Origin of the sequence: Psychrobacter sp. APC 3281 (assembly GCF_030407815.1) — a bacterium.
Classification (GTDB): domain Bacteria; phylum Pseudomonadota; class Gammaproteobacteria; order Pseudomonadales; family Moraxellaceae; genus Psychrobacter.
On sequence record NZ_JASDCS010000002.1, the window covers coordinates 99,522 to 112,571 of the forward strand.

Below are 13,050 nucleotides of genomic sequence, written 5' to 3' on the forward strand. Positions count from 1 at the left end.
GCTCATTACTCAAAAACTAGCTATCCAAGCTTTTTAGCCTTTTGATGTAAGCGTTTGGCGGCATCCATACCGGATAATATCGCGCCCTCTTGCCATGCAGGAATATGTGAGCAATGCTCACCTGCCAGTACGATACGGTGATTAATCTCGCAAAGCGTATTGTAATACTGCTTACGACTTGATTCGCTCCAGATACCGTAGCAGCCAAGCGACCAAGGGATACGGTGCCATGCGACGGATGTGCCTGAGCGGAACTCTTTGGTATATTGCGGATGAATCTGTTTGCCATAGGCGAGCGCGGCATTGATACGTTCTTTGGGTGTCAATGAGTTAAACTTGTACGACGCCTCTCCAAACCCATACGCACCAAGTAGCACGCCCGAGCCTGTGCTAAACATGTCTTGTGACGGGTAGGAGATTTGCGAGATAGGCATGTCAGTATAAGTGATGCCGCCATAGATCCATTCGTCTTCTTCCCAAAACCGCCGTTTGAACTCCAAACCCACTTTGTAAGAGCTATCATAAGGAACGGCTGCCATTGCTTGCTTCATTGGTGCGGAGACATTGATATCAATCTGCGTCAAGATGGATAAGGGGATGGTGCAAATGCACCAATCTGCGCGCATTGTTTTGGCTGCACCGTCAGGGCTGTTGCTATCGACATAGTCAACGGTGACACCAGTTTCGTTTTGATTGATTTTAGTGACTTTGGCGTTGAAGGTAATCATCTCGCGACACTCACGCGTGAACGCATCACCGATTTTTCCCATACCGCCAACGGGCTGAAACATCGCTGGTTGATGCACATGGACGGTATAGTTGGTATAAATATCCGACCACATACCTGAGTCTAATAATTCGTCCATTGGGATGGGGGTTGATGGCTTGGCATCAGGCATCAGACCACCACCGGGATATACACTATAGCCACGATGCTTACCAGTTTCATGGCTTTTGACGTAACGGTAGTTGTTATCTAACACGCCCCAGCCCTTTAGTCCTTCGAGTAATTTTTCTTTGTCCTCTTTATCAACGGTACTATCGAGACTGCCTTTATTGACGGCTTTGGATAATAACTCTGACACATAACCGCGAATATCGCTTTGTACTTCGCCCAAGCGCTGCGGCGCCCCATCGAAATGATTGGTACGGTGTAGATAAGCACGATCATTGGTTTGGATAAAAGGCTGCAATGCCACGCCGAACTTTTTGCAGTAATGAAAGACCGCATAGTGATGGATGGGCAAGCGCCATGGCCCACCATTGAAGTAATTGCCTTTTTTAAAGTCGCAAGTAACTTCAGCACCGCCCAGCTCCGTGTATTTGTCACCGCTATTGAGTGTCCAGCTACGGCCGCCACCACGATTTTGGTACTCTAATACAGTCACTTTGTAGCCTGCTTTGCGTAACTCATAGGCGGCAGTCAGACCACTCAATCCTGCGCCCAAAATCACGATGCTGGCACCTGCCGGTGCGCCTTTGAGGTTCATCTCCTCTTTAAAGCTCGACTCAGATGCAAACCCTAAGGTAGTCATCGCTTGATACATCGCGGTCGCGCCTGCCGTCTTGCCTATCATTGAGAGCAGTTGTCGCCGCGTGGGAGATTGGAGCAGGTCATTCATAGAATTATCCTTATCGTGCTAAGTCTTTGCGATGTTATTGAAAATACTAATTTATGCCTATTCTTTATAGCTAGCTTTTCTCTTTTATAACACGCGTGACATCCGCCGCGCTGACATCGCTGCTTGGTAGACCACCAAATGTGACTCGTACATGGTTAGTGATACTAGCGATTTGTCTAGGGCTTAAATCTTTTGAGAAACCGGGCATTTTTGGTGCTGTATTAAATGCACCTTTTGCCCCAAAGGCAATGACGCCAATGAGTGCATCAGGTTTTACGCGGCGAATGCTACTCAAACCAACGATGGAGGCATAGCGGGCATCGGGCTGTGCGTAACCATCGACCCCATGACAACTGGCGCAATGGATGAGATATAAATCTTTTGGCGAATTGCTGTTCAGACCGCTATTGTTGGAACTATTGGCAATATTGGTTTTGGCATGCGCCAGATAGTCTTTCTGCTCTAGCAAGTCATAAGTAATCGAGTTGCTGACTGGCTGCGGCAGGCGAGAGACATTGACAGGTATCAAATAATCATCGGTCTTAATGGCTGGAACGACTTTTAAATAGTCAGCCATCGCTATCAGGTCTTCATCAGTGAGATAACGCGTACTGTGCGCCACGGCTTCTGCCATTGGCCCGCCCGCGTAAGCGCGCTTATTAAGAGTGCCTGTACGCAGGTAAGTTACGATATCCATTTCGCTCCAAAGGCCGATACCTGTGTCGTTGTCAGGCGTGATATTTGGTGCAAACCATTTACCAAGTGGTGCGCCGGATAAATAACGATCTTTATCGAGGCCTTGAGTTAAGTTGCGCGGCGTATGACAAGTACCGCAGTGCTCTAAGTTATTGACCAAGTATTCACCGCGCTGCTGAGTTTCAGTTAACCCTGAACGATTTTCAGTAGAGGGCACATTGATGACATTCCATGCCAGCATTAAGCTACGAATATTTAACGGGAAAGGCAAATGAGTGGTTTTTTCAGGTGGTTTATCTACGATAGCAACGGTCTGAAAGTACGCGAACAAGGCGCTGATATCCTCATCTGTCATGCCATGATAAGACGGGTAAGGCATCGTAGGATAAAGCTGATGATTGGGTGCACGACCTTTTCGCAAAGCCTTTTTGAAATAGGCTTCGGTATAGTTGCCGATGCCATAGCGCGTCGATGGTGTGATATTGGTTGAGTAGATATTGCCAATGGGCGTCTCAATCGGCACGCCGCCACTATAGTCATCACGGTGACAGGCCATACAGTCGGCTGTACGAGCCACGTAAGCACCGCGATTGGCAAGCGCACTATTGGTGGGACTGATATTGGGTAAGCTTGTGCTGCTAGGCAAAGTATTTTCTTGGAAACTGACGCCAGCGGCCATCGCTACGGTAGAGGCGCCAAATCCTATGACCACTGAAAATGATAATGCTGGCATGACCGCAAAAAGTGGTTTCATAATGTCCTTCCAATACTGATCAATCATCCCTTATACCTTCTCATAAAATGCCCACAAATCACCACTCATTTCTACTAGGGTGTGTCCTCATTTTGAAAATGGTGATAAAAAGCAGTATCATAAAAAACACTGTCGAGACATCAAAATTGCTACTGTTTAGTAGCCTCAACTTTGATGTTTAAGTCGAGGTTTTTAGTCAGTCCAAACCAAGAGAATTTGTGTATATTCCATTTTGTGCGATCAATCGTGGCAGTGAACTCACCACCGCAAACATCTTTTCTGATGCTCGTGTTTAGATAACAATTAAACTTAGTCGCGGTTAGGCTAAGTGGGTGGGTCTCGCCATGCAGTGTCAGTTGTCCATCTACCCGAGTAACCTGAGGCCTTTTTTTATCTTGATTAAAATGCCATTTCGTCGATTCGAAATGTGCTGAAGGAAATCTCTGCATATCAAAAAATTCAGGCCCCGTTAGACTATTATTAAAAGAAGGGTTGCCCGTATTTAAAGAGTTTATCGGTATGATTAATGAGATATCACCTGATCTTAAGTTTGGATCGTATTGTAATTGACCTTTGATATTGTAAAAGCCACCAGTCGTGGCTGAACTCTTAAAGCGTTCGATAGAAAATCGAATATGAGTGCTGGCAGGATTAATAGCGTAACTGGCAGCTTGACTGCTATTTGCAGCGCCTATGAGCAATAATAAAATGGTCAAAAAAGAATAGATATGCGAAGGTTTTGGCCTAGTAGACAACAAGCGCATAGCTACATTCCTTTACAGGCTATTGATATAGAGGAGCTTATTCACAAGCGCTATCCGTGCGTTTGCTTAACAATAAGCCAGTGATTGTTTATTATTTATACAGGGTTTTTCAAATACTTAGTAGTGCTATTTTAGTAAAGAGATAACGAACGACTCTGTCATGTCTGAACGTCAATTCCAAGTATGGATGCTAAGTACTGATACCTAATTATTGAAGCTGAGTACTTATGCAACAGTACTGATGCATAAGTACTGAACCTAAGTGCTGACTTTAAGTGTTAGAGTGCTCAATGCTAGACAAGCTAAGACCAGTATGTCTTTTATCATCGTTGGTGCTGTGTGCTTCATTTTTAATCGATTGTTTGAAAAATAGGGCTGCGAGCGCACAAGCTATGGTTAATGAAAGCAGCATTGAGACCAATGTATGGCTAAAGAAATGATCACCAAACAGCATTTTATACAGTCCCATTGTCCAGCCTAAGACCGTTACTGATATGACTATCTGGTAGCAGTATTTTCTTAATGTCGGTAAAAAAGCCAGTCCATATAAAGAAAACCCTGCGCTGGCGTGAGCTGCTGGGAAGCATCTGGCAGGCGTTGCTGCTACGATGTTTTGCCAAAGATTGAAGTAGGGTAAATCCCCATTAAAAATAACCAAGTCATTTGGGCAACTAACATGGGTGACGCCTTTGAGCGTGGCAATGGTAGCAGGTACAATCGCCAATATAATCAGTAGGTAGCCAATCTCGCGCATAGGCAAAGGAAGTATAAATTTATCAAGCTTATTATGACTGAGCTTACTGCGATTTAGCTTATTGCAGTTTAGGGCAGTAGCATTAAGCCTTGACTGTCTATACTTGATGATTAAAAGGGCTATGAGGTAGACAGCCAATAGAATCAATAATGCTTTGGGTAAATCATAAAAGATAAATGCATAAGGCTGCGCGTCTTTTTCGAGTAGCCAGTGTCCATTGTTGTAAAAAAGCTCACTGATGCGTACATCTAACTGGCTATGCTCAAAAACTAAGGTGGCCATGATGGTCACGCACAGTAGTTTTAGCCAGTCCCAAGTCATTGCGTTGTTTTCTAAAGTCATGACTACACCTAATAACGTATATACGATGTTGATAGTTCTTAATGCGACCTTCGTTTTATTGTTTACCTAAGATAGCGCTAGCAGCGCGTTTCGCTCTTAGGCGAGTGCTCGGCATGCTTTAATAAAATAGAGCAGACTCTAATAAAATAGAACAGACAACGCCATTACCCATAAAACCATTAACAAACTTAACGCTAAGAACTGCGCCGCAGAGCCGACATCTTTTGCGATTTTTGCGAGCGGGTGTCTGGCAGTGGAAGTATGGTCGACACAGGCTTCGAGTCCTGTATTGAGCAGCTCAACAATCAATGACAAAAAAGAAACGACGACTAGCATCATTTTTATACCAAGTGCAAAAGGCATAACGATGACAGCAGCTAGCAGTACAAGGTTGAGCCACACCACTTGTCTAAAAGCCGCTTCCAATTTATATGCGGCTTTAAAGCCATCTATAGAGTAGTCAGTGGCTTTTATGATGCGGTAAAACCCTGTTTTACCTTTGGCATGACCTGCAAAGCTGTCAGCTGCAAGTGCACTATCATGTGCTGTTTGGTTGACAGAACTATGCTCGGCTGATGGGTCTATAAGGTTGGTATGAGTGATTTGCTTCATAGGGCATTCTTAACGGTCTATTAAAATTAAGATAGCCTGAGTATAAGATGGGAGATGTTAAGAAAACGTTAAGAGGATATAGAGGGATGAGAATAAAGCATAATGGTTGTTTAAATTTGTCGTTTCCCAATCAGTAATTATGATTAGGAAATGAATATGTCTTTGAGCTATCACGAGGTTATTTATAATAAATACTAAAGGTGCTACCACCTGAGCGATTGGCTTGGTGAGTGAGCTGCCAGCCCATATGCGACATGATACGCTGGACGATACTGAGTCCTAGACCTGAGCCTTCAACCTTATGTTTTGTCTCATGCTCTGACGACAGGATTGTTTGCTCGCTATTATATTGAGACTTTAATCGCTCAAACCGTTCATAAAGTAAAGGCATCATCGCTTCAGGAATACCTAAGCCAGTATCAGTTACCGTAATTTTTTCGTCATCGATAGTAATGGTTACTTCGCCATCATCGGTATATTGAAACGCATTTTTTATGAGATTGCCTAGTGCCATTTTTAGGAGTTCGGGACGTACGTAAGCGCTGTATTCCTGCTCAGAAATTATCTGACAAGTGACAGACTTATACCGCAGCAAATACTTCAGGCGCTGCATTTCCGCTAAAGCGATACTGTTGATAGAGGTTTGCGGTGCATCTAACTTTTCAGGCGCGCGCGATAGTAGAAGCAGGGCAGTGATAATCTCAGAAGTTTCTTTGGCAGTAGTGCTGATGCGATTGGTAAACTCATTTAAGTGGCTGTCAGCGTCTAATTGCGAGGCCAACACTTCAGAAGCTCCCATGATAATAGTCAATGGCGTGCGCAGCTCGTGGCTGACATCACCAGTAAACAGTTGCTCACGTTTGAGATATTGCTCTAACTTGTGGTTTTTCTCATCGATAGCCCGTGCCAAGACACCAACCTCAGATGGCAAATGTGTTAAATCGCTTAAGTTGTGATGGTCGGTTTCGACAGCTCGCTTCAAATCCAATAGAGGCTTAATGATTTGTTTGGAAGACAACTGAGAGAAGATAGCGGCGATAAGTAAGCTTAAAATCACGGCTACCTTTAGCGTATCTGCAAATATGTCTTCTAGGTGCTCAAATATCGCCAAGACTGGGTAATTTCCCATCACCATTTCGGTGTTTTCTAGGTAAGTCAAAATATAGGTTTGACCATCTTGGGTGTAGGCGAAAAGATGCAGGTTGGCATGACCTGCTCCAGAGGCTTTATTAACAGTGACAGAAGTCTCTTGCACCGTGTCATTGGCTATCGCTTGTAAACTAGCAGGTGCTTTGTCATAGCGATAAATCTTGATACCTGGGTCAGCGATATAGATAGGCTGGTCACCATACTTTTCTTGGCTAAGCTCTAGCTGCTGCAACAGGCGAGCCTTGACCAAATCTTGCTCTATTCGGCTCTCTGCGTACAAGAAAATACTGACAAAAGCTGCGCACAGTAATAACGCGAATATGAAGTAAGACAGTCTGAACTTATTGGCTATCGAGTCTATATTGAGCATGGCATGGGACAACCTAATAGAAGAAGGCGATATATAACAGGGCTATATATAATAGAGCGACAAATACGATACGGTCAGTCAGTAAATTGGATAATTTTTATTCAATCCATACTGTAATGATGACTACGCGCTTGCCGATTTGTTAGGGTCAACAATTTGGTAACCTACGCCAGGTACTGTGACTATCATAGGTGTGTCAAATGGCTTATCAACCTGCGCGCGCACGCTGTGCAGATGGGTGCGCAGTGCGTCACTACTCGGTATGTCTAGTCCCCATACTTTTTCTTCAATCTCAGTTTTACTGACGACTCTAGGCGCTGCGCTCATTAGGATGTGCAATATTTTAAAGCCAGTTGGGGTAAGCTTCAGTGATTGTCCGTCGCGCATAATGGTATGCTCGCTATTGTTTAAGGACAACGCTCCGACGGCAATACTGTGGGCAAAATGATCGTCCTCGGTGCGACGTATGAGCGCTTTGATACGGCACTCCAGCTCAACCAACGAAAACGGCTTGACCAAATAATCGTCAGCGCCGCTATCAAACCCAGCGACTTTATCTAAGATTGTATCGCGAGCCGTGAGCATTAGCACGGGCGTTTTGTCATGCAACTCTTCTCTGAGTTTTTTGCACAGCTGCGTGCCATCCATACCCGGTAGCATCACATCGAGTAGTATCACGTCATAGCGATTGTTTGAGGCGAGTGTTAATCCGCTATAGCCGTTATGCGCGTTGTCCAACTCAAACCCTTTTGGCTCAAAGAAAGCATAAATATTGGCCACGATATCGGGGTTGTCTTCAATAACGAGTATCTTGTACATGATGCTGACCTAAAAAATAGTGGTGACCTAAAACAATATAGAAACGGATTTAGTTATTTACTTTAAAAAAGGGTTGCTTCACCTTTGACTTCATCGGTGGTAATACCAAAAAAGCTAAGCAATGTCGGGGTAATAAAATCGTGTGACACTGGCTGATTGACCATACTAGAAAGACTTTCAGTATCGATGCTATTGCTATTAGGCGACCAAACTATCGTAGGCACGTGTTTTTGGGTATCTGGTGCGAACTTATAGGGTAGGCCGTGCAAGTAGATATTATTTTCACCCAAACTTTCTCCATGATCACTAATATATACCATTACCACATCATAATCTTGCTCATAAGGCTTTAACGTATCAATCAAATTGTTCAAAAAGTAATCGGTATAGCGAATCGCATTATCATAGCCATTTATCACAGACTGAGCATCACATTTAGACAGCTCATTGGTCATGCAAACAGGGTTATACGCTTCAAACTCTTTTGGATAGCGCTGATAGTAGGCGGGTCCATGATTACCCATTTGATGCAGCAAAATAAGCTTGTCTTTCGGCATCTCTTTCTGTGAGCTGCCTGACTTTACAAGTTCATCAAACCCGTCAAGCATACCGATATCTCGGCATTCAACATCGCAGTTGGGGTTTGTGTCAGCTGTTTTGTAGTCTTCAAAAGTAACGCGATCGGCCACGCCTTTTGAGCTAGAGTTATTGTCGCGCCAAATGACATTGACCCCTTGCTTGCTTAGCGTATCTAATACATTTTCGTTATACTTGGCGGTATCGATATCGTAGTCTGTTCGATTTGCATAACTGAACATACATGGCACTGAATAAGCCGTAGAAGTGCCGCAGGAGACGGCATCTTTAAAGCTATAAAGGTCCGTCTGCTTTGAGAGCAGCGGTGTGGTATTGCGTGTATAGCCGTTCAAGCCGAAATGATCTGCGCGAGCCGTTTCGCCAACCACAAATACCATCAGTTTTGGTTTAGCATTGCCATTAATACTATTAGCAGAGACTACGCGCTTTGCATCTGTCGCATGTAGCGTGAAAGTATCAGGACGCCGCAGCTCATTGACATAGTTTTCGCCAAGTTTGATCGTAGAATAAATAGGCGTGATCGGATTGGCATAAGAACGGACTTGTTTATGTTGACGAAAGAAGCTGGCGTACTGGTCACCAAACGGCAAAATACAAACTGCGATCAGTGCGATAGACAGTATCAAGGTGGCTGTTTTTTGTAGTATGCCTCGCTGCCACGTAGAGCGTTTCAGACGAATTTTGCTAATGATAAATGCTGGTAACACGCCTAATATCAGCAGTCGAATAACCATGCTAGGGGCAAACAACCCCATCGCCTCTGCTTGATCGGTCTCCAGACTGTTGATCAGCATGTTGGTGTCAAATATCGTCCCATAAGCATCGGTAAAATAACCACAGATGGCAGCGATAATCAGTAGCGCAATCAATATGGGCTTAGCAATGGGACGATAGCAAAGTAGTTGTAATACCAGCCACATCAGTCCAAATAACAAACCTATGATGGAGAGTATAAAGCCCATGTTTGTGCTAAATGGATAGACCGCCAGTACCTGCTGAAAAAACGCAAGATTTGCAGTCGCTACCAAGTATACAGCTACGATGAGAATAAGATAACTGAGACTTATCTCACGATCATAGAGCTTACTAAGGTAGCTGGTTTTTGCGTTAGCGTTGGGTGCGTTGATTTTTAGCGCATTGGTTTTGATGACTTGAGGTATGGACATACAGATACTTCTCAACAGATGGTAGGAAACGTCATTCCTTACCATAGCAAGTGGTCTGTTAAGAACATGTTAAGGCGGTTGATGCTAACTCTAATAAGTTAGATGCTGAAGTGCTTTCTGAGATGATTTTATACATTCAAATTAGGAAGAGTTCATCATTGCCATTAACTGGGGTTTGTCCTTTATAGTGATAAAACCATAGTGCATATCGATAAGGTGCTGCTTTTGCCACGATTGAATGATTTTATTGATGGTTTGTCTAGTAGTGCCAAGCATAAAGCCCAGCTCTTCTTGCGATAAGCGCAGATCTATTTTGATATCGTCTCCTATTTGCTTACCATAAGTATCGATCAGTCCAATCAGCATGCTAGCCAATCGCGCTGAGGTATTGAGTGAGGTAGCATCGTCAATCCAATCAAATGCTCGTCGGATTCGCTCGCAGGTTATAAGCGCGAGGTGCTTGTATAAAATCGGATGCAACTGCGCTGTTTGAATCACCAGATTTCTAGGGATAGAGATGAGCGTTACTTTGTTAATCGTCCACGCATCATGGGTGCGAGGATTGTCATCTATGATAGATATCTCACCAAACCACTCGCCACTAGATAGATGCGCCAGTGTCATAGCATGGCCACTAGCGCTCACATTACAGACCCTAATCGTACCCGATACGACAAAGTGTAGCGCTGCATCATCGTTGTCACCGATGGCATGAATCATTTGACCTTTTTGGTATACCTTTAGCACCGCATCGCCTGCCAGTAGTGGCTGCACAATGGCTGGCAATTGACTAAACCATGGGTCGTTATTTAAATAATGATTGATATTCATAAGTGTAATGTTTTTGACAGATTTGGTTTTATGAAATGGTGTAAAGTAATCATTCAGGATATCTAACACAGTAAAGGAATACACCATGCAAACGACTATGCAAACCGCGACATCAACAGATTCAACCTCGAGTGTACACCATAACATGAGCGAACAAGAGTGGCAGATGCGCGTAAATCTTGCCGCCTGTTATCGAATGATTGCTTCTTATGGTTGGGACGATTTGGTATTCACTCACATCTCTGCGCGCGTACCAGGTACTGAGGATGAGTTTTTAATCAATCCGTACGGGATGTTATTTGAAGAGATTACCGCCTCTAGTCTGGTCAAGGTCAATAAAGCAGGCGAAAAAGTAGCACCATCAGAGTTTGACGTAAATCCAGCTGGATTTATCATTCACAGTGCTGTGCATGAAGCTCGTGATGATGCGCACTGCGTCATTCATCTGCACACAAATGATGGCGTTGCTGTCTCAGCGCAAGAAAAAGGTCTACTGCCCATCTCGCAACAATCATTATTTCCACTATCTAACTTGGCATACCACGACTACGAAGGTGTCGCATTAAACCCTGAAGAAAAGGTCCGGTTGGTTGCTGATTTAGGCGATGCTCACTTTATGATTTTGCGTAACCATGGTCTGCTCACCTGTGCCGATACGGTTGCCAATGCGTTCTTATACATGTATATCATGCAAAGAGCCTGCGAGATTCAGATCAAAGCGCAGAGTGGGGGCGGTGCATTGACACCAATACCAGCACAAATATTGGCTGGTATCCAAGCTGCATCAGAGCAAGTGACCAGAGGCGCAAATGGCGACATCGCATGGCCTGCATTGTTGAGAAAATTGCGCCGCACCGACCCGTCATTTGAGGAGTAAGTCGCTAATGATAACTCTTGATGAGTGGCAATGGCAGGGGCAATATGAATCCATTCATGGGCATCAAATATTCACTCGGTATGCAGGGGATAAAAGTGCACCTGTATTGCTGTTAATTCATGGTTACCCTAGTGCCAGTTGGGACTGGGAGGGCATGTGGGACGCGCTAACCGAACATTATTATGTCATCACACTCGATATGCTAGGGTTTGGGTTATCAGATAAACCCAAAAACGCGCGCTATCTAATCAGTGAACAGGCTGATATTTATCAAGTTGTTTTGCAAAAACTGGACGTCAGTGATTATCATATATTAGCGCATGATTATGGTGATACGGTGGCTCAGGAGTTACTAGCAAGACAAGTCGAAGGGAGCGCTGAGCGACACATTGCTAGCGTATGCTTCTTAAACGGTGGTCTATTCCCTGAGACGCACAAACCTATCTTGGTACAGAAACTATTGCTATCTCCATTAGGTCCTCTGGTATCAAAGCTGATTAATAAGCAGAAATTTGCGGGCAGTCTACAGCGAATATTTGGCCCTGAAACGCAGCCCACAGTAGAGGTGATAGATACGCTATGGCAGCTGTTAAATCACAATGATGGATTGGGTGTGATGCATAAGTTGATTAACTATATACCACAGCGTCAGCAATACCGCGAGCGATGGGTAGGTGCGATTATCGACAGTACTGTACCGATGAAATTGATCGCAGGTGCCAAAGATCCTATCTCAGGTCAGCATATGATTGATCGTTATCGTCAACTGATACCCAATGCTGATATAACCAATATGCCTATGTTAGGTCATTATCCGCAGATAGAGGATGCAGCGGCAATCACAGCGGTTTATCTACAATTTAGACGCAGTATTCTGTAAATACAGTTCAATCTAATGAACGCAGGGCATCAAATGGTGCTCTGCGTTTGTTATTCTCTTATTCTCTTTTAACTCTCAAAAAAATGCATCATTCTAAATGAGACTAACATCCGTGAGCGTAGTCACAGAGCTGTGGAAAAGGTTTTTGATAAGATGATCACTAACAAATGGCTAATTATGATTGAGTGGTCTATATGCGTAGTGCTACAAGATACTGATGATTTGATAAAAAAGATATTTTGAAAAATTTGAGGTTTTGGAGCGTAGTCTAAGAGACTATCTTTTAAGTTTATTATGAGAATATAAAGTAATCGAGTAAAGCCTAACAGATATAACTATTCTTAAAGTTTGTTATAAGTAACGCCATTGTATTAGTCTATTTTACGTGGTCTATGAATAGATTCTAGGGATTAATCCACTGGCTCTATTGGGATATACCTAACTTTATACTTAAAAATATAAAAATGGCTGGTTCAAAAACAATTAGCCCACATATAGATGACAACCTGTACTGTGTTAAAAAATATTTTATTCAAAAGTATAATACTAAGAATGATACAATGCCATAATTAAGTATATGGAAACAACCAAGTCGTTTAGTACTGCTTCTCTTTAACATAAATAATATATTTTCTAAGAATACATAATGGTTTTTAAGTTAGCAAGGAAGATTTTTGTCCGTAAAAGAAAAAGATCTTATTTAGGAGAGGATTTTTCTATAGTTGCTGAATCATATCGAAAAGCAGCTGAGCAAGGTCATGTTGCATCTCAATATCAACTGGGTTCACTTTATCAAGAAGGTAGAGGCGTTCGTCAA

The 13,050-nt window shown here is 43.4% G+C and carries 11 protein-coding genes; 2 read left to right on the forward strand and 9 right to left on the reverse strand.

Annotation, left to right across the window (positions count from 1 at the left end; all coding sequences use genetic code 11):
• Window positions 1–20: 20 nt before the first annotated feature.
• The 9 genes from QL886_RS02390 to QL886_RS02430 all read right to left on the reverse strand — a co-directional run bounded on the left by QL886_RS02390 (window position 21) and on the right by QL886_RS02430 (window position 10,563).
• The gene (locus QL886_RS02390) at window positions 21–1,622 is read right to left on the reverse strand and encodes an NAD(P)/FAD-dependent oxidoreductase (protein ID WP_290177525.1); all 1,602 of its coding nucleotides are present in this window, start codon (window positions 1,620–1,622) and stop codon (window positions 21–23) included.
• A gap of 70 nt (window positions 1,623–1,692) precedes the next feature.
• Window positions 1,693–3,072: a cytochrome c gene (locus QL886_RS02395; protein WP_290177526.1), complete on the reverse strand. Its 1,380-nt coding sequence runs from the start codon at window positions 3,070–3,072 to the stop codon at window positions 1,693–1,695.
• 149 nt (window positions 3,073–3,221) lie between these two features.
• Window positions 3,222–3,836, reverse strand: coding sequence for a YceI family protein (locus tag QL886_RS02400; RefSeq protein ID WP_290177527.1), 615 nt, complete (start codon window positions 3,834–3,836; stop codon window positions 3,222–3,224).
• Between the two features lie 271 nt (window positions 3,837–4,107).
• Window positions 4,108–4,932, reverse strand: coding sequence for a PAP2 family lipid A phosphatase (locus QL886_RS02405; RefSeq protein ID WP_290177528.1), 825 nt, complete (start codon window positions 4,930–4,932; stop codon window positions 4,108–4,110).
• A gap of 138 nt (window positions 4,933–5,070) precedes the next feature.
• The gene (locus QL886_RS02410; RefSeq protein ID WP_290177529.1) at window positions 5,071–5,544 is read right to left on the reverse strand and encodes a diacylglycerol kinase; all 474 of its coding nucleotides are present in this window, start codon (window positions 5,542–5,544) and stop codon (window positions 5,071–5,073) included.
• A 178-nt stretch (window positions 5,545–5,722) separates the two neighbouring features.
• The gene (locus QL886_RS02415) at window positions 5,723–7,063 is read right to left on the reverse strand and encodes a HAMP domain-containing sensor histidine kinase (protein ID WP_290177530.1); all 1,341 of its coding nucleotides are present in this window, start codon (window positions 7,061–7,063) and stop codon (window positions 5,723–5,725) included.
• A gap of 123 nt (window positions 7,064–7,186) precedes the next feature.
• Complete coding sequence (locus tag QL886_RS02420; protein ID WP_290177531.1) at window positions 7,187–7,882, reverse strand: response regulator transcription factor; 696 nt, start codon at window positions 7,880–7,882, stop codon at window positions 7,187–7,189.
• A 62-nt stretch (window positions 7,883–7,944) separates the two neighbouring features.
• Window positions 7,945–9,645, reverse strand: a complete 1,701-nt coding sequence (locus QL886_RS02425; RefSeq protein ID WP_290177532.1) for a phosphoethanolamine--lipid A transferase — start codon at window positions 9,643–9,645, stop codon at window positions 7,945–7,947.
• Between the two features lie 141 nt (window positions 9,646–9,786).
• Entirely contained in the window at window positions 9,787–10,563 is a 777-nt protein-coding gene (locus tag QL886_RS02430) for a Crp/Fnr family transcriptional regulator (protein ID WP_290177533.1), read from the reverse strand.
• On the opposite strand from QL886_RS02430, the gene QL886_RS02435 reads away from it, so the two are divergent.
• On the forward strand, window positions 10,562–11,353 hold the full coding sequence (locus tag QL886_RS02435) for a class II aldolase/adducin family protein (RefSeq protein ID WP_227673240.1): 792 nt from the start codon (window positions 10,562–10,564) through the stop codon (window positions 11,351–11,353). The genes QL886_RS02430 and QL886_RS02435 overlap by 2 nt on opposite strands.
• 7 nt (window positions 11,354–11,360) lie before the next feature.
• Window positions 11,361–12,233: an alpha/beta hydrolase gene (locus QL886_RS02440; protein WP_290177534.1), complete on the forward strand. Its 873-nt coding sequence runs from the start codon at window positions 11,361–11,363 to the stop codon at window positions 12,231–12,233.
• The last annotated feature ends 817 nt before the right edge of the window (window positions 12,234–13,050 follow it).

Coding starts and splice junctions, on each gene's coding strand:
- QL886_RS02420 (WP_290177531.1), bottom strand. CDS start 7,882: ATGTACAAGATACTCGTTATTGAAGACAACCCCGATATCGTGGCCAAT.
- QL886_RS02390 (WP_290177525.1), bottom strand. CDS start 1,622: ATGAATGACCTGCTCCAATCTCCCACGCGGCGACAACTGCTCTCAATG.
- QL886_RS02425 (WP_290177532.1), bottom strand. CDS start 9,645: ATGTCCATACCTCAAGTCATCAAAACCAATGCGCTAAAAATCAACGCA.
- QL886_RS02430 (WP_290177533.1), bottom strand. CDS start 10,563: ATGGTGTATTCCTTTACTGTGTTAGATATCCTGAATGATTACTTTACA.
- QL886_RS02400 (WP_290177527.1), bottom strand. CDS start 3,836: ATGCGCTTGTTGTCTACTAGGCCAAAACCTTCGCATATCTATTCTTTT.
- QL886_RS02440 (WP_290177534.1), top strand. CDS start 11,361: ATGATAACTCTTGATGAGTGGCAATGGCAGGGGCAATATGAATCCATT.
- QL886_RS02435 (WP_227673240.1), top strand. CDS start 10,562: ATGCAAACGACTATGCAAACCGCGACATCAACAGATTCAACCTCGAGT.
- QL886_RS02410 (WP_290177529.1), bottom strand. CDS start 5,544: ATGAAGCAAATCACTCATACCAACCTTATAGACCCATCAGCCGAGCAT.
- QL886_RS02415 (WP_290177530.1), bottom strand. CDS start 7,063: ATGCTCAATATAGACTCGATAGCCAATAAGTTCAGACTGTCTTACTTC.
- QL886_RS02395 (WP_290177526.1), bottom strand. CDS start 3,072: ATGAAACCACTTTTTGCGGTCATGCCAGCATTATCATTTTCAGTGGTC.
- QL886_RS02405 (WP_290177528.1), bottom strand. CDS start 4,932: ATGACTTTAGAAAACAACGCAATGACTTGGGACTGGCTAAAACTACTG.